Raw genomic sequence first — 25,185 nt, 5'->3', positions numbered from 1 at the left:
TTAACAGAAAACGTCTATAGGTTCTCAATGAAGTTCAGTGCTGTGATTCTTGCTGCGGGTAAAGGTACTCGTATGCACTCAAATATGCCTAAAGTGCTACACACTTTGGCAGGGAAGCCAATGGTTAAACATGTTATCGATACTTGTACTGGCCTTGGCGCACAAAACATTCACCTAGTCTTTGGTCACGGTGGTGATCAAATGCAAACCACACTTGCCGACGAGACTGTCAACTGGGTACTTCAAGCGGATCAGCTTGGTACTGGCCACGCGGTGGATCAGGCTTCTCCACGTTTCGAAGACGATGAAAAGATCCTAGTTCTTTATGGTGATGTTCCACTGATTTCTCCTGAAACTATTGAAAACCTACTTGATGCACAACCAACAGGTGGCATCGCATTACTTACTGTAATGCTCGATAACCCGACCGGTTACGGCCGTATCATTCGTAAAAATGGTCCAGTGGTTGCTATCGTTGAGCAAAAAGACGCAAGCGAAGAACAAAAGCAAATTAAAGAAATCAACACTGGCGTAATGGTTGCGACTGGTGGTGATCTGAAGCGTTGGTTGTCTGGCTTAAACAACAACAATGCTCAAGGTGAGTACTACCTAACAGACGTTATTGCTGCTGCGCACGACGAAGGGCGTGCCGTTGAAGCGGTTCACCCAGTGAATGCCATTGAAGTTGAAGGTGTTAATGATCGCGCTCAACTTGCTCGTCTAGAGCGCGCGTTCCAATCGATGCAAGCACAAAAACTACTTGAACAAGGTGTGATGCTACGTGACCCTGCGCGTTTTGACTTACGCGGTGAGCTTCAGTGCGGTATGGATTGTGAAATCGATGCCAATGTGATCATCGAAGGTAACGTATCGCTGGGTGATAACGTCATTATCGGCACTGGTTGTGTGCTGAAAGATTGTGAAATCGACGATAACACTATCGTTCGTCCTTACAGTGTGATTGAAGGCGCAACCGTTGGTGAAGAGTGTACCGTCGGTCCATTCACTCGTTTGCGTCCTGGTGCTGAGCTACGTAACGACGCGCACGTCGGTAACTTCGTGGAAGTGAAAAATGCGCGCATTGGTGAAGGCTCTAAAGCAAACCACCTGACTTACCTTGGTGATGCGGAAATCGGCCAACGCACTAATATCGGTGCGGGCACGATTACGTGTAACTACGATGGCGCAAATAAGTTCAAGACTATCATTGGTAACGACGTGTTTGTTGGCTCTGATAGCCAGCTGGTGGCACCTGTCACTATTGCTGATGGTGCCACTATCGGTGCAGGTACCACATTGACTAAAGACGTGGAAGAGGGTGAGTTAGTGATCACTCGCGTTAAAGAGCGTAAGATCACTGGTTGGCAACGTCCAGTTAAGCAAAAGTAAGCGTTACCTGAGCTTAAAAGCTAAATTATCAAAGCCGCTCCAGTGAGAGCGGCTTTGTCGTTTTTAGTGCAAGTATCAGTAACTGGGAATCGCGATACGCTTTTCTAACCAACGCACTGCTTGAGAAACGAATAGAATGAGCAACAAGTACTCCAGAACCAAGAAGGTATAAATTTCTAACGGTAAGTACTCATTCACCACTAACTCGTTGGCACGTCTAGTTAAGTCACTTAAACCGATTACGCTCACCAGAGAGCTCATTTTGAGGATATAGACAAACTGATTCCCTAACGGCGGTAAAATTTGTCGAAATGCTTGCGGAAGAATCACCAAGCGCATCTTCTGCCAATAACTCAAACCAAGTGATTCTGCCGCTTCATGTTGACCTCGGTTGATCGCTTGAATCCCACCGCGAAATACTTCTGCCATAAACGCACTTTCAGCGATAGTCAGTGCAATTACCCCCGCCCAAAAATGATTGAGAGAGACATCGAGCAGCGTTGGCATGCCGTAGTAAACCCATAAGAGCAACACCAATACTGGGATTGAGCGGATCACCTCAACGTAGATGCGATTCATCCATTTGAGCGTTGGTGAGCGAGAAAGTGCAGGCAACGCAATCAGCAGCCCAAGTGTCATGGCAAAACACATACTCAAGAGTGACACTTGAATGGTGTCATTAAACCCCGCGACTAAAAACTTTAGGTTGGTTATCCCTTGTTTCGTTGACGGGTCGAGTACATACCAGCCCCATTGGTAATCTGAGCAACCCGTTAACAACAGCAGCGAAATCAGCCATAGAGTTCGAAAGGTCACATTTACTCCCTGAATTAACTAAAAAACTTCCATTGTTACTGCTATGTTATCAATGGGGTTGTAATAAAGGTTAATAATTAAACCGTATAAGGTCATTATTTTTAAGGGAATAAAAATGAAAAAGATTTTGTTTGCGCTAGGAATATGTCTGCTTATGGTCACTCAAGTTGTTCATGCTCAGAGCCGTCTTCAAGAAATTCTGGATAAAGGCGTGTTGAGAGTAGGGACGACTGGGGACTGGAATCCGATGACAATGAAAGATCCAGCCACGAACAGTTATCGTGGTTTTGATATTGATGTCACAACCGAGCTTGCTAAAGATCTGGGTGTCAAAGTGGAGTACGTTGCCACCGATTGGAAAACGCTGGTTAATGGCATTACGGCCAACAAGTACGACATCACTGGCAGTGCGTCTTTAAACATGTCGCGTGCGAAGGTGGCTGGTTATAGCCAACCCTATTTCTACTTGGCGTTTGTGCCAGTGGTGCAGAAAAAAGACCTCGCCAAATTCTCTGATTGGGAGGATTTTAATAAACCCGATGTGAAAGTGGCTGCGACGTTAGGTACGGTACAAGAAAAAATGGTGAAAGAGTTCTTCCCATCGGCGCAGCATATTGTGATTGAAGCCCCCGCGCGAGACTTCCAAGAGCTGTTGGCTCGCAGAGCGGATGTGTCTGTGACTTCCAATGTGGAAGCGGCGACGCTGGTGGACAAGTTCAAACAGTTGGCGATTGTGCCTGTGAAAGCACCTCGCAGACCGACTCCAATCGCCATGTTGTTACCACAAGACGACCAAGTCTGGATTAACTACATCAATCACTGGGTGGAGTTAAAAAAAACACAAGGCTTCTTTAAGCAGACTGCTCAGAAGTGGGGACTGAAAAGTTTATAAATGGAAAGAGCCGCTTTACGCGGCTCTTATTATGACCGGATGGACTGAAGTACAGACTTAAAGTTCATCTTCGCTAACGACGCGAGCGTTGTCAGGTGTAGTGAAATGCTTAGATAGTTCACGATTCGACAAAATGTAACCCATCCACAAACCACCCATACAAATGACGATTGCCACGCCCGTAACCATTTGAGCTTGGCTTGCCATCGCGGCAACTAATGCGCTTGATAGGCTGCTCACGGTAATTTGCAGGCTGTTTTGCAAACCAGCTGCGGTTGCAGGGCTTTGCTTCGCACTTGCCAATGCACGGTTTACTACGATTGGGTACAACGCACCATTCGCTACCGCAATCAGACAGAAAGGCGCTAGGATTGGCCAGATGGAGGTCAATTCCCACTGCGAAGCTACAAAGATAAGCAACGCGGCAACACTGAATAAACCGATCAACTGACGTAGAATTTTTTCATCACCAAATTTGCGAACACCAACTTTACCTAGGTAACCACCCACCATGAAAGCAATGGTTTGTGGGATAAAGCTCAAACCGATGTCTTTTGCTTCGTAGCCGAGTTGAGACATGATTTCTGGCATACCAGTAAGGTAAGCAAAGAACGCTGCCGACGCGGTTGCGAACATAAACACGTTACCTAGGTAAGTTTTTGAACCTAGTAACGCTTTAATATCCGCAGACATGCTGGTTTGTTTGATTTCGGCTTGTTCGTTCTTTTGTGCCATGGTGGCAGCAACCAGCACCACGCCAACAAGCGTTAATGCGATAAAAATACTGTGCCAACCAAAGCTATCCGCTAAAACCACACCCAGTTGAGGTGCAAGTGCTGGTGATAGTGCCACCAACGGCATGATGGTTGCAAAAATTTGCTGGCTACTGCTGGAGTAACGCTTGATTACCATCGCTTGCCAGATAACCGCAGGAGCACACACGCCGATTGCTTGCACAAAGCGCAGTGTCAGTAGCTGCCAAACTTCATCGCAGAATGCTAAGCCGAATGAGGCAATGGTAAATAGTACCAGACCTGCGGCCAGCGTATTGCGGTGACCAAATTTATCCGATGCCAATCCCCACATCAACTGACCAAAAGCCATACCTACAAGAAATACGGTCAGAGAAAGTGCGATTTGTTCGGGACCTGTAGCAAAGTCGATTTCCATCGCTTTGAACGCAGGTAAGTACATGTCAGTGGCAACAAAGCCAAGCATAGATAAAGCTGCAAGATAAACTAGCTGTAGTTTTGATATTTTCATGATTCAACCAATCAAATTATTTAATCATTTTTTAATCAATATCAGTTGGCGCCAACCCTGATTTATTTACCTTATTATTCTATTTTTCGATTTTGAGAAAATAAAACGCTAAAATTGTTGGTTATCAATCAAATTTTTTGAAAGGTCAGAAATCATGTTCTCCAAAGCATCATTGGAAATGCTCGATACGGTTGCTCGGTTAGGCAGTTTCACGGCCGCTGCTGAAGTGCTTCACAAAGTTCCTTCGGCGATCAGCTATGGCGTGCGACAGGTAGAGCAGGATTTGGACGTCGTGCTATTTCGCCGCTTACCAAGGAAAGTTGAATTAACACCAGCGGGTGAGCTATTCATGGCTGAAGCGCGCTCGTTACTGCGTCAGATGGAAGAGGTGAAAGCACAAACTCGTCGAGCTGCGCACGGCTGGAAAACAACGTTGAAACTGACGCTAGATAACGTAGTGAAGCTCGAAAAGCTCAAGCCGTTAGTGGAAGATTTCTATCGTGAGTTTGAATTTGCGGAACTGCAAATCAACATGGAAGTCTTTAACGGCTCTTGGGAGGCGATCGCTCAAGGTCGTGCAGACATCGTAGTCGGAGCCACTTCAGCAGTTCCGGTCGGCGGGGATTTCGAAGTGAAAGACATGGGTGTGTTGGATTGGGCGTTTGTCATGTCGCCTGCTCATCCTTGTGTACGTCAGCAGGTTCTCACCGAAGAGTTTGTTAGCCAGTTCCCCGCGATTTGTCTGGATGACACATCGAACGTACTGCCAAAACGACACACAGGTCACTATGCCAAGCAGCGTCGTTTATTATTGCCCAATTGGTACAGTGCGATTGAATGTTTAAAAAATGGCGTTGGAGTCGGGTATATGCCGCGTCATATTGCGATGCCACTTATTCATGAAGGTGTGCTGGTGGAGAAACTGCTGCAAGATGACAAGCCATTGAGCCGATGCTGTTTGGTATGGCGTAAAGATGACGATCATAAGTTGATCCAATGGATGGTGGATTATTTGGGATCACCGAATCAGTTGCATCAAGATTGGTTGCAGTGTTAGTCAAAAGAATCATCCGATCTCAGTATTAGCTCATCACTTGGTCCATGAAACCGTAAATTGGAAACAAAACACCTCGCTGCAGCGAGGTGTTGATAAGGCGAATTAAGACAAGAAAAACTTGTAGGATGGATTATCGGTTTCATCCTTACATTGGTAGCCAAGTTCTCGTAAATGCGTTGAAAATTGGGCTAAATCGCTTTCATCTAACTCGAAACCACATAGAACGCGTCCGTAGTCGGCGCCGTGGTTACGGTAGTTGAATAGGCTGATGTTCCAATGGGTGCCAAGCGTGCTTAAGAACTTCAATAGTGCGCCTGGATACTCAGGAAATTCAAAGCTATAGAGACGCTCTTTCAGCTGTTTAGAGGGCTTGCCACCGATCATGTAACGAATGTGCAGTTTGGCCATTTCATCGTCGGATAAATCAACGACTGGGTAGCCACCTTCGCGTAGGTCACGAATGATGTTATCCAGCTCTTCCTGACCGCCTTGCAGGCGTACACCAACAAAGATATTCGCCAGTTCATCATCGTTATAACGGTAGTTAAACTCGGTGACAGCGCGGCCGCCAATCAGATTACAGAATTCAAAGAAAGCGCCTTGGCGTTCTGGAATTGTCACGGCCAATAGACCTTCACGCTTCTCACCTAATTCACAACGCTCTGAAACATAGCGTAAACCATGGAAGTTGGTATTCGCGCCAGACAACACCGTGGCAAGGTTTTTGTTTTCCAGTTGGTTTTGCTCAACAAACTTCTTCAAGCCAGCAAGCGCAAGCGCCCCGGATGGTTCAGCAATCGCTCGAGTATCCTCAAAAATGTCTTTTACGGCAGCGCAGATTTCATCGCTTGAAACCGCCACATGACCATCAATGTATTTCTGACACAAGCGGAACGTTTCTTCACCGATGCGTTTTACCGCCACACCATCGGCAAACATGCTGACTTGGTCGAGCACCACCGGTTCACCAGCATCAAGCGCCGCTTTCAGACAAGACGAGTCTTCCGGTTCGACGGCGATGACTTTGATTTCTGGCATCAGTTGCTTGACCAGAACCGCTACACCAGCCGCCAAGCCACCGCCTCCAACCGGCACGAAGATGTAGTCGAGATGACCATTTTGCTGCAGCATTTCCATGCCGATGGTGCCTTGGCCTGCGATCACCAATGGGTGGTCGAAAGGAGGCACGAACGTATAACCGTGTTGTTCTGACAAGCGTTCGGCTTCGGCTTTGGCTTCATCAAAGTTGTTGCCGTGCAGCACCACATTGCCACCGAAACTGCGTACCGCATCGACTTTGATGTCTGGTGTGGTTTTTGGCATAACAATCGTGGTTTTGATACCTAGCTTGGTGCCAGACAGTGCCATGCCTTGAGCGTGGTTGCCTGCCGATGCTGCAATCACCCCCGCGGCTTTCTGTGCTTCAGTTAGGCTTGCCACCATATTGTAGGCACCGCGCAGTTTGAACGAGTGTACGGGTTGGCGGTCTTCACGCTTGATCTGCACGTTATTCCCGATACGTGCCGATAAACGAGGCATTTCTTGCAGCGGCGTTACTGTTGCGACTTCATAAACAGGTGCGCGAAGGATTTGGCGCAGATAGTCTGCGCCAGATTGATTCGCTTTTTTTTCGGGTTGAGATTCCATCATGGCTAGCCCTCTAGCTTCGATTTATCTCGTACTGCACCTTTGTCAGCACTGGTTGCCATGCTGGCGTACGCTTTTAGCGCGAAAGACACTTCACGTTGACGATTTGCTGGTTTCCAACCCAGTTCGTCTTGTTTTACGCGGCGCTCTGCAAGTTCTTGTTCGGAGATCTCAAGAGAGATGCTGCGATTTGGAATATCAATCGCAATCAAATCGCCATCTTGAACCAAGCCGATCGCACCGCCATTGGCGGCTTCTGGAGAAGCATGGCCGATAGACAGACCAGAGGTACCACCAGAGAAGCGACCGTCAGTTAATAACGCACACTCTTTACCTAAGCCCATCGATTTTAGATAAGTGGTTGGGTAGAGCATTTCTTGCATGCCCGGGCCACCTTTTGGACCTTCGTAGCGAATCACAACCACATCGCCCGCTTTCACTTTGCCGCCAAGGATGCCGTCTACCGCATCTTCCTGGCTTTCAAACACTACCGCAGGGCCTGTAAATTTCAGGATGCTTTCGTCCACACCAGCAGTCTTTACAATACAACCATCCAGCGCGATGTTGCCTTTCAGAACGGCAAGGCCGCCATCTTGGCTAAACGCGTTTTCTTTGGTGCGGATACAGCCTTCCGCACGGTCATTATCGAGGGTATCCCAGCGACAATCTTGCGAGAATGCTTGTGTGGTGCGGATACCCGCAGGGCCTGCACGGTAGAATGATTTCACTTCTTCTGAATCGGTCAGCATGATGTCGTATTTGGCTAGCTGCTCTTCCCAAGTCAGACCTAGTACGGTCTTAGACTGATTGTGCAGCAGACCTGCACGGTTCAGTTCACCAAGGATACCGACAACGCCACCCGCACGGTGTACATCTTCCATGTGGTATTTCTGCGTTGAAGGAGCCACTTTACAAAGGTGTGGTACTTGGCGAGACATGCGATCGATGTCCGTCATATCAAAATCGACTTCACCTTCTTGCGCCGCAGCTAAAAGGTGTAACACCGTATTGGTCGAGCCACCCATGGCGATGTCGAGTGCCATCGCGTTTTCAAATGCGGCTTTGGTCGCGATATTGCGTGGTAGAGCCGTTTCGTCATCTTGCTCGTAGTAGCGTTTGGTGAGTTCAACGATGCGTTTACCTGCACTGATAAACAGCTCTTTACGATCGGCATGCGTTGCCAACAGCGAGCCGTTGCCTGGCTGAGACAGACCCAGAGCTTCTGTCAGACAGTTCATTGAGTTTGCGGTGAACATGCCTGAACACGATCCACACGTTGGGCATGCACTGCGTTCGATCTGTTCGCTTTGTTCGTCTGACACTTTAGGATCGGCGCCTTGGATCATGGCATCGACAAGGTCTAGCTTGATGATCTGATCTGAAAGCTTGGTTTTGCCCGCTTCCATTGGGCCGCCAGATACGAAGATAACTGGAATGTTGAGACGCATTGAAGCCATCAGCATCCCTGGAGTGATTTTGTCACAGTTAGAGATACACACCATGGCATCTGCACAGTGCGCATTAACCATGTATTCGACCGAGTCGGCAATCAATTCACGTGATGGCAGCGAGTAAAGCATGCCGCCGTGACCCATTGCGATGCCATCATCGACGGCGATGGTATTGAATTCTTTTGCGATGCCGCCTGCCGCTTCAATCTCTTGAGCAACAAGTTGGCCCAAATCTTTAAGGTGTACGTGGCCTGGTACGAACTGAGTGAATGAGTTCACCACGGCGATGATTGGTTTACCGAAATCTTCGTCTTTTACACCGGTTGCACGCCAGAGCGCACGAGCTCCCGCCATGTTACGACCATGTGTGGTGGTTGCTGATCTATATTTTGGCATTTCTTAAATCCTTCTTACTGCTGCTCTGGGTACACATAGTCTAACCAGCCCCACTTATCTTCCGTGGTGCCGTTAAATAGGCCAAAGTAGGCTTCTTGCAATTCTTTGGTAATCGGACCGCGTTTACCGCTGCCCACTTCAATTTTGTCGATGGTTGCCACAGGCACAACTTCTGCTGCGGTACCGGTCATGAATACTTCATCCGCAAGGTATAGCGCTTCGCGGGCAATGTTAGCTTCACGGACTTCGTAACCTTTATCGCGAGCAATGGTCATGATCGAGTCACGAGTGATGCCCGGTAGGATAGCGCTGGTTGCTGGTGGTGTGGTGATCACGCGATCTTTGATGACAAAGATGTTCTCGCCCGCGCCTTCTGACAAGTAACCGTCAACACTCAGTGCGATACCTTCGTCGTAACCATGACGACGTGCTTCACCACCAACGAGTAGTGAAGAAAGGTAGTTACCACCCGCTTTTGCTGCGGTAGGGATGGTGTTAGGTGCCGCGCGATTCCAGCTTGAAATCATCGCATCCACGCCTTTTTCTAGTGCTTCTTCACCAAGGTACGAGCCCCATGGGAACGCTGCGATGATCAGCTCCATTTCTGTGCCTACTGGAGGACACACACCTAAACCAACATTGCCCACAAATCCCAATGGACGAATGTAAGCGCTGTCGAGTTTGTTTTGACGCAGAGTTTCACGCGTTGCTTCCATGATTTCTTCAACAGAGTATGGAATAGGGAAGCGGTAAATTTTGGCGGAATCTTTTAAACGCTGTGCATGTTCACGGTGACGGAAGACAATTGGGCCTTTTGGTGTGTTGTAGCAGCGTACCCCTTCAAATACCGAGGTGCCGTAATGCATGGCGTGAGTGAGAACGTGCACGTTCGCCTCTGCCCATGGAACCATCTCACCATTAAACCAAATGAAATCTGCAGTTTTCGTTGCCATTTGTTGCCTTCCTTATGCACTTACGTGTTGTTGTAAGTTGTGATTTGGCAGTTCATCGTTGCGGATTTTCAGCACCTCAACTTTACGAACGTCCCACAACTTCTCAATTTGATTGATCAAAAACGAGATTGGTCGATCGCTGTCGACGATGATCTCGACGCTGGCTACTTTACTTTCGTGGTTTTGAGTAGCGGCCACCTGTTTGATCACAAAGCCTCGGTGACGAATCACACGTAGAACGCGCTCTAACAGTACAGGTTTGTCGTCGGCTTTGATGTCGAGTAAATATCTGTCCATGTGATGTCTCCTACGTGTTTTCCAACATATCACTGTTTGATGCACCAGGTGGTACAAGTGGCCACACGTTTTCTTCTTCATCAATTAAAACGTGAAGCATGTAAGAAGTTTCGCTCGCTAGCATCTCTTTAAGTGCTGGTTCGACTTCTTCTTTCTTGGTGATGGTTTTGCCCGGAATGTCGAAGGCTTTTGCCAACATCACGAAATCTGGGTTGTCATCAAGAATGGTTTCACTGTGGCGACCGTCGAAAAACAGTGATTGCCATTGGCGAACCATGCCAAGACGTTGGTTGTTTAGGAGAACAATCTTCACTGGAATTTGGCGACGTTTTAGCGTGCCTAGCTCCTGTACGTTCATCATGAATGAACCGTCACCTGTAATAAGGATAGACTGATCATCCGGACGCGCGACTGATGCCCCCATTGCTGCTGGCAAACCAAAACCCATGGTGCCTAAGCCTGCGGAAGTAATGAAGTTTTGCGGATCGCGTGGCTGAATGTGCTGAGCTGCCCACATTTGGTGCTGGCCTACGTCAGTCGAGACGATGGCGCTGTCTGGCATCATGTCAGATAACTGCTTAAGCAGCAGCGGCGCGTAGATAAGATCGCCAGGGTGGTCGTAACGCCACTTAAAGCCGCTACGCAGACTTTCACTATGGTGAACCCACGATGAGATATCTTGAGTCAGCTCCAATTGAGGAAGAATGGTATTGATGTCGCCTCGCAGTGGTGCGTTTGCGTGGCGAAGCTTATGGATTTCTGCTGCATCGATGTCGATATGAATGACTTTGGCGTGCGGCGCAAAGGTATCGAGTTTGCCCGTCACACGGTCATCAAAACGCGCGCCTACGACAATCAACAGATCCGCTTCTTGAACCACAAGGTTGGCCGCTTTGGTGCCGTGCATACCCAACATGCCTAAGTAGTGAGGGTCATGGCGTTCAATCGTACCTAAGCCTTTCAGAGTGCTTACCGCTGGCATCGGGTTCAGACGTAAGAACTCTCTCACTGCATCTGTTGCTTTCGCAAGCTGCACACCGCCGCCGACATACAATACCGGGCGAGTGGACGCCGCCAGTACGTCTTGCGCGCGTTTGATGTCTTCAGCGCTGACGTCTTCGATTTCAGGTGCAACGTAAGGTGGCAGTAATTCTGTTGGGGCTTGAGCAAGCTGAACATCTTTCGCAATATCGACAATGACCGGGCCCGGACGACCCGTTTTGGCCACTTCAAACGCTTCGGCTAGCGTAGGGGCAAGATCTTCAATGTCAGTAACGAGATAACTATGCTTAGTACAGGCGAGAGACATACCAATCACATCCATTTCTTGGAACGCATCGGTACCGATATGAGAGCTGGCAACCTGACCTGTGATGGCTACCAAAGGAACGGAATCAAGGAAAGCATCGGCTAGGCCGGTAACAAGGTTGGTGGCCCCAGGGCCGGAAGTTGCCATGCACACGGCAACATCTTGAGTGGATCGAGCCATCCCGATGGCGGCCATGGCGGCCCCTTGTTCATGACGGCATAAGATGTGCTCGACACCCCCGTCATACAAGGCATCATATATTGGCATGATGGCTCCACCGGGATAACCAAACACCGTCTTGATGCCTTGCTGTCTTAAAGCGGCTACGACAAGTTGTGCACCAGTCATCGTAAACCTCCTTTGCTACGTTGTGGCTCGTAGCGATTGCCATGTGTGTTGCACTTCATGTGCGCTCCCATTCTTCCCGTTAAACTGTCCGAGGGTTAGACAGATGACAACTTGTAGTTGTAAAAAAACCCCCGGACTTTTCAGCGCGGGGGTTTTTTGTAATTTGTGGTTACCTTTCGCCCACAAGCCCCCGCGCGGTGCCAATAATGACCACGATAATCAGGGCTAGCAGTGTGTTGATATGAGCGAATAGGTTCATCTGTCTGTCGTTCTTTTTTCGTTAAATAGTATTGTGTAATGTTCTACGAAAATGTTTGCGTCATTAGTGGTATCACACAAATCCGCTGCATGACAAGCAAAAAGTCATTCTTTTTTCACATTAACTCTCAATTTGGACGCGGTATATAACATAACCACATAGATAAAACATTTGTTTATATAGTGTTCAATAGATTGGGGAGTTTATGGGGCTGGCAATCATTCATAGTCGGGCAAGTGTCGGGGTGCAAGCGCCGTCAGTTAGTGTGGAAGTGCATATCAGTAATGGCATGCCCGGCTTTACTCTCGTTGGGTTGCCGGAGACTACGGTAAAGGAATCCAAAGATCGTGTACGCAGTGCGATCATCAACTCAAATTTCCAGTTTCCAGCCAAACGCATTACGGTCAATTTGGCCCCGGCGGATTTACCTAAAGAAGGCGGACGTTTTGATTTGCCTATCGCATTGGGTATTTTGGCGGCTTCAGAGCAAATCGCGACAGATAGGCTCAAAAACTACGAATTTGTTGGCGAATTAGCCCTGTCTGGAGGGTTAAGACCTGTCAAAGGTGTGCTTCCTGCCGCGTTGGCTGCAAGCAAAGTAGGACGTCATTTGGTGGTGCCTCATGTCAATGGCGATCAAGCGGCGCTGGTGGGCAAAGAGCAACATAAGTCAGCGCAATCCTTACTTGAGGTGTGTGCGGAGTTATGTGGTCAGCATCGTCTCAATCTTTATCAAACTCCGAAGCGAAAAACGGTTGAAAAGCATGGTCGAGATCTACAAGACATCATTGGCCAGCAACAAGGCAAGCGTGCACTAGAAATTGCGGCGGCTGGAAACCACAACCTACTTTTCCTTGGTCCTCCTGGTACAGGAAAAACCATGCTGGCGTCGCGTTTATGCGACTTACTGCCGGAGATGAGCGACGAAGAAGCGATGGAAACGGCTTCAGTCGCATCACTGACGCAAAGTGAGATTAATGAGCACAACTGGAAGTCGCGTCCGTTTCGTGCGCCGCACCATTCCAGTTCGATGGCTGCATTAGTTGGTGGTGGCTCGGTGCCAAGACCGGGAGAGATTTCTTTGGCTCACAATGGGTTATTGTTCCTTGATGAAATGCCGGAGTTTGACCGTAAAGTGTTGGACTCGTTACGAGAGCCACTGGAATCGGGTGAGATCATCATTTCGCGCGCACAAGGAAAAACGCGTTTTCCTGCTCGTTTTCAGCTGGTGGGCGCGTTGAATCCAAGCCCAACTGGCTATTACGAAGGGAATCAAGCTCGCACTAACCCTCAAGCTATTTTGCGTTACTTAGGTCGTTTATCGGGACCGCTTCTCGACCGTTTTGATATGTCGTTAGAAATTCCATCCTTACCGAAAGGCACGTTGGCGGAAGGTGGTGACCGAGGTGAACCCACGGAACTCGTTAAAGAGCGCGTCAGTCTTGCTCGCGAGAGCATGCTCAATCGAAACGGCAAAGTAAACGCACTACTCGGCAGCCGTGAAATTGAGGCATTTTGCCCGTTGCAAAAAAGCGATGCGGAATTTCTCGAAATTGCACTACATCGGCTGGGGTTATCGATTCGTGCCTATCATCGCATCATTAAAGTGGCTCGCACGATAGCGGATTTAGAAGGTGCTGAGCAGATTGAACGTTCTCATTTGGCGGAAGCGCTCGGGTATCGCGCGATGGACCGATTGCTGAAACAACTCACGGCTCAAGCCGTGTAGTGGTCATTTGAGAGGAGTTCGCGGCGAGTATTCACATGTTCGCCGCGAGAACCATGTTAGAAGCTGTAGTTAAAGCCTAACGACAAAAGGTATTCATTTTCGTCATAAAAGGTGATGTTTGAATCGGTTTGGCTATAACCCGCGAAGGAAATGAACGACCAGTTCTGCCAATCAAACACGTTTTGGTATTCGTAAGCGGCAAACAAGCTCAAGGTGTCATCACTGCGCGTTTTCGCAAAAGTTTGGCTAGCCGATTGATAATCTTTGAGTGCATAGCCTGCGGTTAAGGCTAAACGATGACGGTTGATGAATTTAAACCAACTTACGTCAAAGGCATAAGAGTCATACGATTCTGCTTTTCCATCCGCATCTTGGTTGATGTAGGTGAACGCGGGTTGCAGTAGCGATGTTTGGTCTAGTGAAATACGATATTCGCCTTTTACGTAATAAATACTGGCATCACGCGCGAGTGAATGGTCGGTGACTTCATCTTGTTCGACATCTTTATCGGCATAAGCTAAATCGAGGGTGAAGTTTCTATCGACCAAACCTTTGATTTGAAATCGATAGGCGTTACCACCTTCATCCGTTGTTTTACGAGCCGTACTCACCTGATAAGGATTACGCCACGTTTCGCCTTTGAGGACGGTCGGAAGGTAAGAGACATCCAATACTGTGCCTGACGGCAGTTCGTACTTATAGCCTAATTGAAAAGCCAGTGTACCGACTGCCACATCGGAACGCGTTGTACCAGCATACACTTGGTGGTTGAGCTGGCGACCAAACGTGTAGGCGATACTTCCGAGTGGCGCTGCGATGACGGTTGTGTCGCTTTCAGCGCTTTGGTTTAACGAGTCGATGGTTTTGCTGTTGTCGGTATTAAAGTTCGATTCCGATGAAATCACACCAGCATTGATTGAGATTTCGCCGCTGAACCCTGCAGTTTCAGCGAGTTGAGCCTGAGCAGCACTGACGACAAAGGCCAAAGGCAAAAGGGTTAGCCTTGGTTTCATTCGTTATCTCCTTGTTGTCGAATGAATATTGTGATTTTGATATGAGTCTGGTTTTACATAAAACAAATCTGACCATTCTCACAAATGTTCCAATGTGGCAACGGAGCAGTATAATTACACGCTGTTTTATTACTCACACCTTATCACTGTTGTTTGGTTATCATGTTGGCATATTTGTTATTTTTTTTTAACGCTTCTTTTGTGATCCTCAATTCTGCGATTTGTTCACTCGTAATTTGTGTCATCGCTATTTTTAAGATCCTACTTCCGACCGCGCAGTTAAAAGCTAAAGGGACGGAAGCTGCCAACAAAGTGATGTGGATTTGGGCGACCGTCAATGCGGGGATTCTTGCCTTGTCTAACCGTGTGGAGTGGGACGTTCAAGGCATCGAGAATCTGAAAAAAGATGGTTGGTATTTGCTGATCAGCAATCACCTCAGTTGGACGGATATTGTTGTGCTGTGCTGCGTATTTAAAGATCGTATTCCAATGCCGAAGTTTTTCCTCAAACAACAACTGCTGTATGTGCCGTTTATTGGTATGGCATGTTGGGCTTTAGACATGCCTTTCATGCGTCGTTACTCTCGTGAGTATTTAATTCGTAACCCTCACAAACGTGGCCAAGATTTGGCAACCACACGTCGTTCGTGTGCCAAGTTCAAGCATACTCCAACAACGGTTGTGAACTACGTGGAAGGTACACGCTTTACTGAAGAGAAGCAGCGTAAAAGCAAAGCGGGCTACCAATACCTGTTGCAACCCAAGTCAGGCGGTATTGCTTACACATTGGCGGCAATGGGCGAGCAGTTTGAGAACATCATTGATGTGACCCTCGCGTATCCAGAGAATACGGACAAACCTTTTAAAGACATGCTGATGGGGCGCATGACTAAGATCGTGGTCCATGTGAAAGTGTTGCCAGTTGATGAACAGGTGTTAGGGGATTACTTCAACGACAAGCCGTACAAGCGCCAATTCCAGCAATGGTTAGGGGATGTGTGGCAAGAGAAAGACCAATTGCTACAAGAGATTCACAAATAAAAAGGGGAGCCATGTGCTCCCCTGTTTTCTGTGCGTTGCGCTTATTTTAGCGTTAGCAAGTAGTTCACCAGTGCAAAGTACTCATCCATTGATTTAATGCTTTGTGCTTGAACTAGGTATTTGTTATTTACGATAACCGCAGGAACGCCTGTCAAACCGCTGTTTTCGAACTGCTTGTCCATACGACGAACCATTGAATCAACCGCGAAGCCGTTGTAAGCCGCATCAAATTTCTTCGCATCTATGCCTTCATCTAGGAAGATTTGGCGAAGTTCAGCGTCGTCACGTGGTGGTTTGCGCATGTTGTGGATGCGGTTAAACATCACTGGCACCATTTGATCTTCAACCTTCATTGCGACCATCGTGGCGAATGCTTTGCTCATTGAAGGGCCCATGTTGCCACCCATGAAAGACACGTGGTTCTTTTGCAGTTTGGTGCCTTCAGGTAGCTGCTTTTTAAGCTGCTGGATAACTGGTTCAAAGGTATTACAGTGTGGGCAGTAGAATGAGAAGAACTCAGTCACTAAAGGCTTCTTTGATACCTCAAGATCCAATACTTTGTAATGTTCACCTTCTTTGAATTGCGCTGCATGTGCCGACAGGCTTAGCATTAGCATAGAAAACAGTGCGAACAGTTTTTTCATCTAAATATCTCCATTTTGAATTGTTCGGCCTGACTTACCATTGAGGCATTAAAGACAGTGGTGCTTCTTCTAAGCTGGCAATCTGCTCTTTAAATGCAAGGACCTGACCTTCCCAGTATTTTGGCTCATTAAACCATGGAAAAGCGAGTGGAAATGCTGGGTCATGCCAACGTTTTGCTAGCCATGCCATATAGTGCACCATTCGTAGACCGCGAAGCGGCTCGATTAGTTTCAATTCCGCGGCGTTAAAGTCGCAAAACTCTTGATACGCCTCTAAAATGATGTCCAGTTGCATCAGCTTATCTTGGCGTTCGCCGTTAAGTAGCATCCACAAATCTTGTACGGCAGGGCCGTTGCGCGAGTCATCTAAATCGACAAACATTGGGCCGTCGCGCCACAAGATGTTACCCGGATGGCAATCGCCATGCAGACGAATCGTTGCGAAGCTGCCTTGCCAGTGGTTTTCGATGGCTTTGATGAGCATGTCCAAGTCATTGAAAAAGCTGTTTTCTAAATGCATCGGGATCATATTGGCGTTTTGCAAAATCTCACGTGGTTGGTAGAGATACTCTTGCAAACCAATGGTAGGGCGATGTTGAAAAGCTTGTCGGCTGCCGACTTTATGGATGCGTCCTAAAAAGCGACCAACTCCTTCAAGTTGCTCTAAGTTATCGACTTCAAACTGACGACCGCCCACGCTTTCGAAGAGAGCGAACCCGTAGCCTTGATAGTGGTGCAGGGTGTTGCCATTGATGCGTACGGGTGGGGCGACGGGGATTTCGTTATCAATCAGCTCAAGCGTGAAATCGTGCTCTTCTTGAATCTGCTCGTTGCTCCAACGTTCCGGACGATAGAACTTCACGACGTAGCGACGACGCTCTTCATCGGTAAATTGATACACACGGTTTTCGTAACTGTTGAGAGGCAGAAAGCCCGATTCAGCACGAATGCCAATGCTTTCTAACGCGTACCACATGAAATCAGGGGTGAGGGCGTCAAAGTTAAACATACTTTGGGACATATAAATAAAAAGGCTCATTACTGAGCCTTTTTCCATTAATTGTCGACGTTGTCGTTACAGCTTTTTGATAAACCGACTTTCAACTTCGATAGTGAATTCGTTGCTCTTATCGGTGAGTATAAACTGAATTGTGGTGATCGCAGAGTTTAGCTTGTCAGGATCGGCACCAAGGCTCATTGGCAAGTTCAACACTTCCCCTGGCTCAACTTGAATTGTTTGTTTGCCGTACCAACTCACATCGTTCAATCCTTTTACATCCAGATTGTATTCTTGGACTTGTTGAGTTTTGTTGATCACTTTTAGGGTGTAGGTGTTTTCTACTTCGCCAGCGCTGTTCACGCGGAACAGTTGGTTACGGTCGCGAATCACGCTCATGCCTGCAGGATCGACGGCGGCGATTTGAGCGAAGAACAGACCAATCATCACCAAGAGTACCGCGCCATAGCCCAGTAGCTTAGGTCGCATCACTTTGGTGTGTTTGCCCGATAGACGGTGTTCGGTGGTGTAGCTGATTAAGCCTTTTTCGTAGCCCATGCGATCCATAGTGTTGTCACACGCATCAATACAAGCGCCACAGTTAATACATTCATACTGCAAGCCGTCACGGATATCGATGCCAGTTGGACACACCTGCACACACAGATCACAGTCAATACAGTCACCTAAGCCCAGTTGTTTTGGATCGGCTTTACGTGAACGCGGACCGCGCTTTTCACCACGTTTGGTATCGTAACCGACGATGAACGTGTCTTTGTCGAACATCGCTGATTGAAAACGCGCGTAAGGACACATGTGAATACACATGATTGAGCGCATCCAACCTGCGTTGCCGTAAGTACAGATGGCAAAGAACATCACCCAGAATACTGGCCAGAAGTTCGCGTTGAAGGTGAAGAAATCAATCACCAGCTGTTTCATCGGCACAAAGTAACCAACAAAGGTGAAGCCTGTGGCGAGCGCGATAGCAAACCAAGCGATGTGCTTGAGTGTTTTACGCATGGCTAAGTTGGCGGTGAGTTTATTGGCGTCTTGTTTGCGACGTTTATTCGCGCTGCCTTCGAGTTTTTCTTCAAACCAGATGTACATGAAGGTCCACACGGTTTGCGGGCAGAGATAGCCACACCAGACTCGGCCTAAAAAGGTGGTAATGAAGAACAGGCCAAACGCGGCGATCACAAAGAGCAGAGCGAGTAGGGTCAGATCTTGCGGATAAAGCGTGGTGCCGAAAAAGTTGAACTGCTGGTTGCCGATATCAAGCAAGATCGCTTGTCGCTCGCCGTATGGGATCCACGGTACCAAAGCAAACAGTAGCAGTAAGAACCAACCACCGTAGCGACGCAGTTTTTGGTAAGTCCCTTTACTTTCTCGAACGTAGATGCGATTGCTTGGGTTAAAACGATCCCCGTTTCCTTTATGGGTTTTCGGGTTGAAAGTCTTGGGAGTCACATCTTTGATATCGATCTTATCCTGACTCATGCACTCATCCTTCTTAGGCTTTTTTATAATGTACGGCGGCATTTCTGGTGATGTCGCTCTGTGACATTGCTATTAATTATTTTAGTTAATACTGATAAACGGCGATTATACAAGCAATAACAATTCCTTTTCTTTAACGCAGTCTACGTTTAACAACAAAAGTCAGTACAGTTAACCTAATAAACGGCTGAACAGTTATAACTGTATTAAAAATCTATTTGATTTAGTTATAAAAAAAGCGACTCTGAGGAGTCGCTTCGAAAGTCGTGAGACGTGTTTATTTGATGATGCCGCGAGCACGTAAGATAGCGGTTTTGAAGTCATCTTCTTGGTCTTTCTTCAGGCCTGGGATCATTTCGTCTTTGCTGCTGTTGCGCATTTTAAGATGGTAGATCAGTACGTCGTCGGAGAGATCTTCCAACTTGCCGTCGTAGCCCGCCTCTTGCGCCAGTTTGACGATGAATTGCAGCAGGTTCATTTCTTGGTCTTTTTGCCACTCAGGCTCTAATAGCTCAAGTAGCTCTTCTATGCGATGACACTTCATTTCTTTCTCCACAATATTTATAAGTATTTGCGCTTAAGGTATCAAATTGCATCGCGAAGACAAATAGAAAAGGAAGGAAAAGAAAAAGCGCAGCTGGCGCCGCGCTTTTGGTTAAGCTGCTTTGATAACTTTGGTTGTAACACTCGACACTATTGCTGTCTTCTCAACCAGTGTCATAGCTGGCGCAACTTGTTTTGCCTTAGATGCAGTAGTGAAGCCACTGCGGCGGCGCATTGCACTTGTATTGGTGTGTGCGAACCTGACTGTAGTTGGGCGCATTCGATTACCTAACTGCCAGGCATATCCATTGCCGATGTAATGGCCTGATTCATTATGAGTTGAACTTCAACTGCTTGAAGGGTGGCTCTTTTGGCTTTCGCCAGTCCAATAAATGAGTCAGGAATACCGATATGCATGCATATCATGTATAGGTTAGCACCCTTGTTATAATTGGTCGATAGTTGAGCAATTGAATTCTCTCGATTTTGTTATTTTGTCGCTCGGATCGACGCAAAAATTTGTTTTGATCCCATGATCAGCAGTAGTAGTATGAGATCTCGACAAAGGAGGTGCATATGTCATTTTTGAAGAAGACACTTGCGAGCTTTGGGATCGGCAGCGCTAAGGTAGATTCGATTCTAAATCAGGATGTGCTTTATCCCGGTCAAAGTGTGGATGTTTCTATTCACGTTTATGGTGGCGCGACAGAACAAGCGATCGATAATATCGATATGAAGCTTTGTTGCCGCTACATCGCAGAGGCTCCGGACGACCGTGGTGCGCGAGAAGGGCACAGCATGCGTCGAGTACCGCAAACGCATGTCTTGGCGAAATGGAATCTCCCGTACGCCTTTACGATTCATCCTGGTGAAGAGCGCACCTTCGACGTCAAACTCGACGTGCCTTGGAACACACCAGTGACCATCGGCGATGCAAAAGTCTGGCTAGAAACCGGCTTAGATGTGGCGATGGCGCTTGACCCTACCGACAAAGACATTCTCACCGTTAGACCCGACCCACTTATGGATGCCATATTGTCAGCGTTTGAAGCCCAAGGCTTGCGTATTCGCCAAGTCGAATGCGAAGAGGTAAAAGGTTTCGAACTGCCATTTGTACAAGAGTTTGAAATGGTGCCCACTGATGGCCCATATCATGGCGTATGGCGCGAGTTAGAATTTGTCGCGCATCGCGATGAGCAAAACCTCAAGCTTTGGTTTGAGATTGACCGCACTCGCAGTGGCTCTCGCGGTATGCTTGCCAGCTTGCTCGGCAGTGGAAAACTCAAGCGCGAACTGTGTATTCCGGTGACAACAAACCTGGAAGACGTGGGTGAGCTTGTCCTCAATTACCTCGACCAAACGACCGCGATTCACGAGTCTTAATTTTAGCTTACACGTGTACGCTTAATGTGCCATACTAGAGCGAATATTCAAAACTCTAGTATAGGCGCATTGATGTCCTCACCGCAGAAACCTCAATACAGTCAAAGTGAAGAGCTCGCCAACACCATCACGCACGGTATTGGGATGATTTTCGGCATTGTCGGGTTAATCCTGTTGTTAATCAAAGCGACAAACCACCAAGCTGACACATTGACCGTGACAAGCATGGCGATCTACGGCTCCAGTATTATTGTGCTGTTTTTAGCCTCAACGCTTTACCACGCGATTCCTCATCCTAAAGCGAAACGCTGGCTGAAAACCTTCGACCATTGCGCTATTTATTTGCTTATTGCTGGCAGTTACACGCCATTTTTGTTGGTGAGTTTACGCACGCCACTTGCGTTTGGCTTGATGATAGTTATCTGGAGCATTGCTCTGCTCGGCATCATCATGAAGGTCGCGTTTGTTTATCGCTTTAAGAAGTTGTCGCTGATGACTTATTTGGTGATGGGATGGCTGTCGTTGATTGTGATTTATCAGTTGGCGATCAATCTGGATATCGGTGGACTTACGCTGCTTGCGGTGGGTGGTTTGGTGTACTCGCTAGGGGTGATTTTCTATGTTGCGAAGCGTATCCCCTTTAACCATGCGATTTGGCACGGCTTCGTTTTAGCGGGTTGTGTGTGTCACTTCTTCGCGATTTATTACTTTGTCGAGCCTATCTAAACTTAGCGACCTAAGCCTCATGCGTCAGCGTGGCAAGATACGCTCGACAAAGAATATCAGACCCGTATTAGCGAGTTTTCACTTCTAACACTTTGGCAGAAAACTGGTATTGCTGAGATTGCGGCACGGCCAGTTTAATGCTCTTACCTTGTTCTGCTTGCTGTGGTCTCAGGTAAGTATCCGCCATTCGTTTGATGGATTGCCAAACCGTGACCTTTTCTTTCGCCAGTTGCTTGCCAGACATATCAAACACTTGTACCTCAACTTCCACCTGAATGACAGATTGAGAGCTTTGGTTGGTGATAGACGTTGGCAGTACCAGTTCTCCACCTTCGTAGCTCGCAGAGCCAATCAGTACGTCAACCCCTGAGTCTGACAACTGCAAGGTTAGTTTTTTCGCGTTCACAACCACGGTGGTACCGACGGTTTTTGTTACGACCGGAATTGTCGCAATCGCAGGAGCTGCGACAGTTTCAACCGCGCTGGTTGTGGTTTGGGCTACGGCCTCTTTTGGCGCAGAACTTGTCATCACGTATTCCCAAGTAAAGTCATCGTTCAACTTCACTTCTCGACCGTCGGCTAAAGTGACGACTTCAGCGGCGTAGGCAGATGAGGTGGCGAGTAGGGTCGCCAGAGTGATCCATGTTTTCATTGTCATACCTTTTATTTGTGTCTGCTTAACGGCGCCAAAACGCAGGGAAGAACAGTACAAGAATAGTCAGAATCTCCAAGCGGCCCATCAACATACCAAAGCTTAGAAGCCATTTAGCGGCATCTGGTAGTGGCGCGAAGTTACCTGTTGGGCCGATCACGCTACCCATGCCAGGACCCACGTTGGCAACGGCGGTGATTGAGCCAGAAATGCTGGTCACGGGATCAAGACCAAGGGCACTTAAACAGCCAGCGATAAAGATGATGGTGATAAAGAACATCAACCCAAACGCCACCACAGAGCGCACGATGTCGTCGTTCACAGGACGTTGGTTGTAACGTTGCACGAAAACGCCGGATGGATGAATCAGTTTCATGATCTGTTTGTTCAACAGCGTCATAGCAATTTGGAAACGGAAGATTTTAATCCCGCCTGCGGTTGAGCCAGAACATGCCCCAGCCATCATTAAGAAGGCAAAGAGCGTGGTTGGCAGAGCGCCCCAAGCGGTGAAATCTTCCAAGCCGAACCCGGTGGTTGTCACCACAGAAACGATGTTGAACATCGACACTCGCAGGGCATCCAAAATTGTGTAACCATCGCGAATCACTAGCCAAGCGGCAACCACCAAGCTTGAGAACAAGAACAAGTATGCAAAGCCTCGTACCTGTGCATCTTTGACCAGAATATCGATGCTGCGTTTGCGTAGCGCGGCAACAAACAATAGAAATGGCAGACCGCCCAAGAACATGAAAGTGGTCGCGACCCAGTGCGCGCCGTTGGAGAAGTTGTTCATCGAGCTATCGGAGGTCGAGTAACCGCCGGTAGATAGGGTGGTAAAGGCGTGGTTGATTGCTTCAAACAGGTTCATGCCCGTCAGAACATAACCACCAATGCACATGCCTGTTAAGATCAGATACACCAACACGATGTTCTTCGCTACGGTTTTGGCTCTTGGGCTGCTTTTATCTGACCAGTCGGACGATTCCGTTTGGAACAGCTTCATACCACCGACGTTCAACATGGGTAGGATTGCCACTGCCATTACGATAAAGCCAATGCCACCCAGCCATTGCAAGATGGAGCGCCATAACAAAATGCTCGGCGCCATGTTGTCCAAGCCACTGAGCACTGTGGATCCCGTGGTGGTGATGCCCGACATGGTTTCGAAGTAGGCATCGGTGAAGCTGATGTGGTTAATGAACACAAATGGCAACGCGGCGAACGCGCTGGCGATGGTCCAGACCAAACTGGTGATGAGGAACATGTCGCGCACACTGAGTTTGAACTTGGCGGTTCGACCAATCGTCAAACAGATGAAGGCGGCAAGGTGCGTGATCACAACGGCTTGGGCGAAATCGAGGAAACCGCCCGTACCTGTGAAGAAAGCGACCAAAGTCGGCACGTACATAAAAAGGGCCAGTTTGGATAAAACCAGCCCGATAACAAACAGTACGGGACGTAAGTTGACCATAGGAAAATCCTAGAGGAAGAATGGGCTCGGCTGGAACAGCGCTTCGACGTCTGGTACGTACTTTTTGTCGACCAAGAACATCACGACGTGGTCATCTTGCTCGATGACGGTACGATCGTGTGCGATAAGAACTTCTTCGCCACGAACGACAGCACCAATGGTGGTTCCCGGTGGCAGTTTAATGTCGCCAATCGCTCGGCCAACCACTTTGGATGTGGTTTCGTCACCGTGCGCTACGGCTTCGATAGCTTCCGCCGCACCGCGACGCAGAGACGACACGTTTACGATGTCTGCACGGCGAACGTGTGTCAGCAAGGCGGAAATGGTCGCTTGCTGTGGTGAGATGGCCACATCAATCACGCCGCCTTGGACTAAGTCAACGTACGCGCCACGTTGGATTAGTACCATCACCTTCTTCGCGCCCATGCGTTTTGCCAGCATAGCGGACATGATGTTGGTTTCATCTTCGTTGGTGAGAGCGATGAATACGTCAACTTGGTCGATGTTTTCTTCAGTCAGTAGCTCTTGGTCTGCGGCATCGCCACAGAACACGATGGTGTTCTCTAATTGCTCAGACAGCTTTTCTGCACGCTGATAGTCGCGCTCAATCAGCTTCACGCTGTAAGTTTGCTCTAGGCGTTTTGCCAAGCTTGCGCCGATGTTACCCCCGCCAACAATCATGATGCGGCGGTAAGGTTTTTCTAGGCGCTGTAGCTCACTCATTACAGAGCGAATGTGGTTGCTTGCGGCGACGAAGAACACTTCATCATCGGCTTCAATAATGGTGGTGCCTTGCGGGCGAATCGGACGGCCTTGACGGAAAATCGCTGCCACACGGGTATCGATGTGCGGCATGTGCTCACGCAAAGCAGACAGCGCGTTACCCACCAACGGGCCACCGTAGTAGGCTTTTACCGCCACTAGGCTGACTTTCTGTTCAGCAAAGCTCACCACTTGCAGCGCGCCCGGGTATTGGATCAGACGTTCGATGTAGCTGGTTACCAGCTCTTCTGGCGCAATCAGGTGGTCGACGGGGATCGCACCAGACTTAAATAGGGCTTCTTTTTCTGCCAAGTATTCTGGAGAGCGAATACGTGCAACGCGGTTTGGGGTGTTGAATAGAGTGAACGCGACCTGACAGGCGGCCATGTTGGTTTCATCAGTGTTGGTTACTGCGACGAGCATATCGGCGTCTTGCGCGCCAGCTTCGTGCAGCACGTCTGGGTGGCTCGCATGGCCATTGACCACACGCAGGTCGTATTTGTCCTGCAATTCACGCAGTCGGTCGGCATTGTTGTCGACGATGGTGATGTCGTTGTTTTCACCCACTAGGTTTTCTGCCAGTGTGCCGCCAACCTGACCTGCACCAAGAATAATGATCTTCATACTCTTTTCTCGTTATCTGAAAA

The 25,185-nt window shown here is 48.2% G+C and carries 23 protein-coding genes; 7 read left to right on the top strand and 16 right to left on the bottom strand.

Annotation, left to right across the window (positions count from 1 at the left end; translation table 11 throughout):
- Positions 1 to 27 precede the first annotated feature (27 nt).
- Positions 28 to 1,389, top strand: a complete 1,362-nt coding sequence (gene glmU / locus ACYJZR_RS15390) for a bifunctional UDP-N-acetylglucosamine diphosphorylase/glucosamine-1-phosphate N-acetyltransferase GlmU (RefSeq protein WP_005497454.1) — start codon at positions 28 to 30, stop codon at positions 1,387 to 1,389.
- 75 nt (positions 1,390 to 1,464) lie between these two features.
- Here glmU and ACYJZR_RS15385 read toward each other — a convergent pair whose 3' ends face one another.
- The gene (locus ACYJZR_RS15385) at positions 1,465 to 2,205 is read right to left on the bottom strand and encodes an amino acid ABC transporter permease (RefSeq protein ID WP_100662331.1); all 741 of its coding nucleotides are present in this window, start codon (positions 2,203 to 2,205) and stop codon (positions 1,465 to 1,467) included.
- A 115-nt stretch (positions 2,206 to 2,320) separates the two neighbouring features.
- Here ACYJZR_RS15385 and ACYJZR_RS15380 point away from each other — a divergent pair, with 115 nt between their 5' ends.
- A complete protein-coding gene (locus tag ACYJZR_RS15380) occupies positions 2,321 to 3,097 on the top strand; it encodes a transporter substrate-binding domain-containing protein (protein WP_005456015.1) in 777 nt (258 codons plus the stop codon).
- Positions 3,098 to 3,154: 57 nt separating this feature from the next.
- Here ACYJZR_RS15380 and punC read toward each other — a convergent pair whose 3' ends face one another.
- On the bottom strand, positions 3,155 to 4,360 hold the full coding sequence (punC, locus tag ACYJZR_RS15375; protein WP_020904422.1) for a purine nucleoside transporter PunC: 1,206 nt from the start codon (positions 4,358 to 4,360) through the stop codon (positions 3,155 to 3,157).
- Between the two features lie 154 nt (positions 4,361 to 4,514).
- On the opposite strand from punC, the gene punR reads away from it, so the two are divergent.
- Positions 4,515 to 5,417, top strand: coding sequence for a DNA-binding transcriptional activator PunR (gene punR, locus ACYJZR_RS15370; protein WP_005465352.1), 903 nt, complete (start codon positions 4,515 to 4,517; stop codon positions 5,415 to 5,417).
- 102 nt (positions 5,418 to 5,519) lie between these two features.
- On the opposite strand, the gene ilvA is transcribed toward punR, so the two are convergent.
- Genes ilvA through ilvG form a run of 5 tightly spaced genes read right to left on the bottom strand, consistent with a single transcriptional unit; the run spans position 5,520 to position 11,818 of the window.
- Entirely contained in the window at positions 5,520 to 7,067 is a 1,548-nt protein-coding gene (ilvA, locus tag ACYJZR_RS15365; RefSeq protein ID WP_025521626.1) for a threonine ammonia-lyase, biosynthetic, read from the bottom strand.
- A 2-nt stretch (positions 7,068 to 7,069) separates the two neighbouring features.
- Positions 7,070 to 8,911 carry a dihydroxy-acid dehydratase gene (gene ilvD / locus ACYJZR_RS15360; RefSeq protein ID WP_025591450.1) on the bottom strand — a complete coding sequence of 614 codons (1,842 nt, stop codon included), beginning with the start codon at positions 8,909 to 8,911 and terminating at the stop codon, positions 7,070 to 7,072.
- 14 nt (positions 8,912 to 8,925) lie between these two features.
- The gene (gene ilvE, locus ACYJZR_RS15355) at positions 8,926 to 9,864 is read right to left on the bottom strand and encodes a branched-chain-amino-acid transaminase (protein WP_015297538.1); all 939 of its coding nucleotides are present in this window, start codon (positions 9,862 to 9,864) and stop codon (positions 8,926 to 8,928) included.
- A 12-nt stretch (positions 9,865 to 9,876) separates the two neighbouring features.
- A complete protein-coding gene (gene ilvM, locus ACYJZR_RS15350; protein WP_005378958.1) occupies positions 9,877 to 10,161 on the bottom strand; it encodes an acetolactate synthase 2 small subunit in 285 nt (94 codons plus the stop codon).
- A 10-nt stretch (positions 10,162 to 10,171) separates the two neighbouring features.
- Complete coding sequence (gene ilvG, locus ACYJZR_RS15345; RefSeq protein ID WP_005461385.1) at positions 10,172 to 11,818, bottom strand: acetolactate synthase 2 catalytic subunit; 1,647 nt, start codon at positions 11,816 to 11,818, stop codon at positions 10,172 to 10,174.
- 464 nt (positions 11,819 to 12,282) lie between these two features.
- On the opposite strand from ilvG, the gene ACYJZR_RS15340 reads away from it, so the two are divergent.
- Positions 12,283 to 13,806 (top strand): YifB family Mg chelatase-like AAA ATPase, encoded by a 1,524-nt coding sequence (locus tag ACYJZR_RS15340; protein ID WP_140261187.1) that lies wholly within the window; start codon positions 12,283 to 12,285, stop codon positions 13,804 to 13,806.
- Positions 13,807 to 13,862: 56 nt separating this feature from the next.
- On the opposite strand, the gene ACYJZR_RS15335 is transcribed toward ACYJZR_RS15340, so the two are convergent.
- Positions 13,863 to 14,819 carry a DUF2860 domain-containing protein gene (locus tag ACYJZR_RS15335; RefSeq protein WP_406966437.1) on the bottom strand — a complete coding sequence of 319 codons (957 nt, stop codon included), beginning with the start codon at positions 14,817 to 14,819 and terminating at the stop codon, positions 13,863 to 13,865.
- Between the two features lie 162 nt (positions 14,820 to 14,981).
- On the opposite strand from ACYJZR_RS15335, the gene ACYJZR_RS15330 reads away from it, so the two are divergent.
- Positions 14,982 to 15,860, top strand: a complete 879-nt coding sequence (locus tag ACYJZR_RS15330; protein ID WP_020904428.1) for an acyltransferase — start codon at positions 14,982 to 14,984, stop codon at positions 15,858 to 15,860.
- Positions 15,861 to 15,901: 41 nt separating this feature from the next.
- Here ACYJZR_RS15330 and ACYJZR_RS15325 read toward each other — a convergent pair whose 3' ends face one another.
- The 5 genes from ACYJZR_RS15325 to ACYJZR_RS15305 all read right to left on the bottom strand — a co-directional run bounded on the left by ACYJZR_RS15325 (position 15,902) and on the right by ACYJZR_RS15305 (position 19,824).
- Positions 15,902 to 16,504 (bottom strand): thiol:disulfide interchange protein DsbA/DsbL, encoded by a 603-nt coding sequence (locus ACYJZR_RS15325; protein ID WP_005454748.1) that lies wholly within the window; start codon positions 16,502 to 16,504, stop codon positions 15,902 to 15,904.
- 34 nt (positions 16,505 to 16,538) lie between these two features.
- Complete coding sequence (locus tag ACYJZR_RS15320; RefSeq protein ID WP_020839880.1) at positions 16,539 to 17,525, bottom strand: serine/threonine protein kinase; 987 nt, start codon at positions 17,523 to 17,525, stop codon at positions 16,539 to 16,541.
- A 54-nt stretch (positions 17,526 to 17,579) separates the two neighbouring features.
- The gene (gene ccoG, locus ACYJZR_RS15315) at positions 17,580 to 19,001 is read right to left on the bottom strand and encodes a cytochrome c oxidase accessory protein CcoG (protein WP_015297519.1); all 1,422 of its coding nucleotides are present in this window, start codon (positions 18,999 to 19,001) and stop codon (positions 17,580 to 17,582) included.
- 277 nt (positions 19,002 to 19,278) lie between these two features.
- Positions 19,279 to 19,545 carry a YihD family protein gene (locus ACYJZR_RS15310; RefSeq protein WP_005461387.1) on the bottom strand — a complete coding sequence of 89 codons (267 nt, stop codon included), beginning with the start codon at positions 19,543 to 19,545 and terminating at the stop codon, positions 19,279 to 19,281.
- A gap of 111 nt (positions 19,546 to 19,656) precedes the next feature.
- The gene (locus tag ACYJZR_RS15305) at positions 19,657 to 19,824 is read right to left on the bottom strand and encodes a hypothetical protein (protein WP_011106137.1); all 168 of its coding nucleotides are present in this window, start codon (positions 19,822 to 19,824) and stop codon (positions 19,657 to 19,659) included.
- Between the two features lie 296 nt (positions 19,825 to 20,120).
- On the opposite strand from ACYJZR_RS15305, the gene ACYJZR_RS15300 reads away from it, so the two are divergent.
- Together ACYJZR_RS15300 and trhA are read left to right on the top strand one after the other, a co-directional pair.
- Entirely contained in the window at positions 20,121 to 20,927 is an 807-nt protein-coding gene (locus ACYJZR_RS15300) for a sporulation protein (protein WP_015297518.1), read from the top strand.
- Positions 20,928 to 20,999: 72 nt separating this feature from the next.
- Positions 21,000 to 21,653, top strand: a complete 654-nt coding sequence (gene trhA, locus ACYJZR_RS15295) for a PAQR family membrane homeostasis protein TrhA (RefSeq protein WP_005461458.1) — start codon at positions 21,000 to 21,002, stop codon at positions 21,651 to 21,653.
- Between the two features lie 67 nt (positions 21,654 to 21,720).
- On the opposite strand, the gene ACYJZR_RS15290 is transcribed toward trhA, so the two are convergent.
- Genes ACYJZR_RS15290 through trkA form a run of 3 tightly spaced genes read right to left on the bottom strand, consistent with a single transcriptional unit; the run spans position 21,721 to position 25,162 of the window.
- Positions 21,721 to 22,305 carry a DUF3157 family protein gene (locus tag ACYJZR_RS15290; protein WP_406966438.1) on the bottom strand — a complete coding sequence of 195 codons (585 nt, stop codon included), beginning with the start codon at positions 22,303 to 22,305 and terminating at the stop codon, positions 21,721 to 21,723.
- Positions 22,306 to 22,330: 25 nt separating this feature from the next.
- A complete protein-coding gene (locus ACYJZR_RS15285) occupies positions 22,331 to 23,776 on the bottom strand; it encodes a TrkH family potassium uptake protein (protein WP_005481183.1) in 1,446 nt (481 codons plus the stop codon).
- Positions 23,777 to 23,785: 9 nt separating this feature from the next.
- Entirely contained in the window at positions 23,786 to 25,162 is a 1,377-nt protein-coding gene (trkA, locus tag ACYJZR_RS15280) for a Trk system potassium transporter TrkA (protein WP_005461427.1), read from the bottom strand.
- Positions 25,163 to 25,185 lie beyond the last annotated feature (23 nt).

It is taken from the genome of Vibrio sp. RC2502 (assembly GCF_054850435.1).
This window is presented reverse-complemented; position numbering and strand designations above follow the sequence as displayed.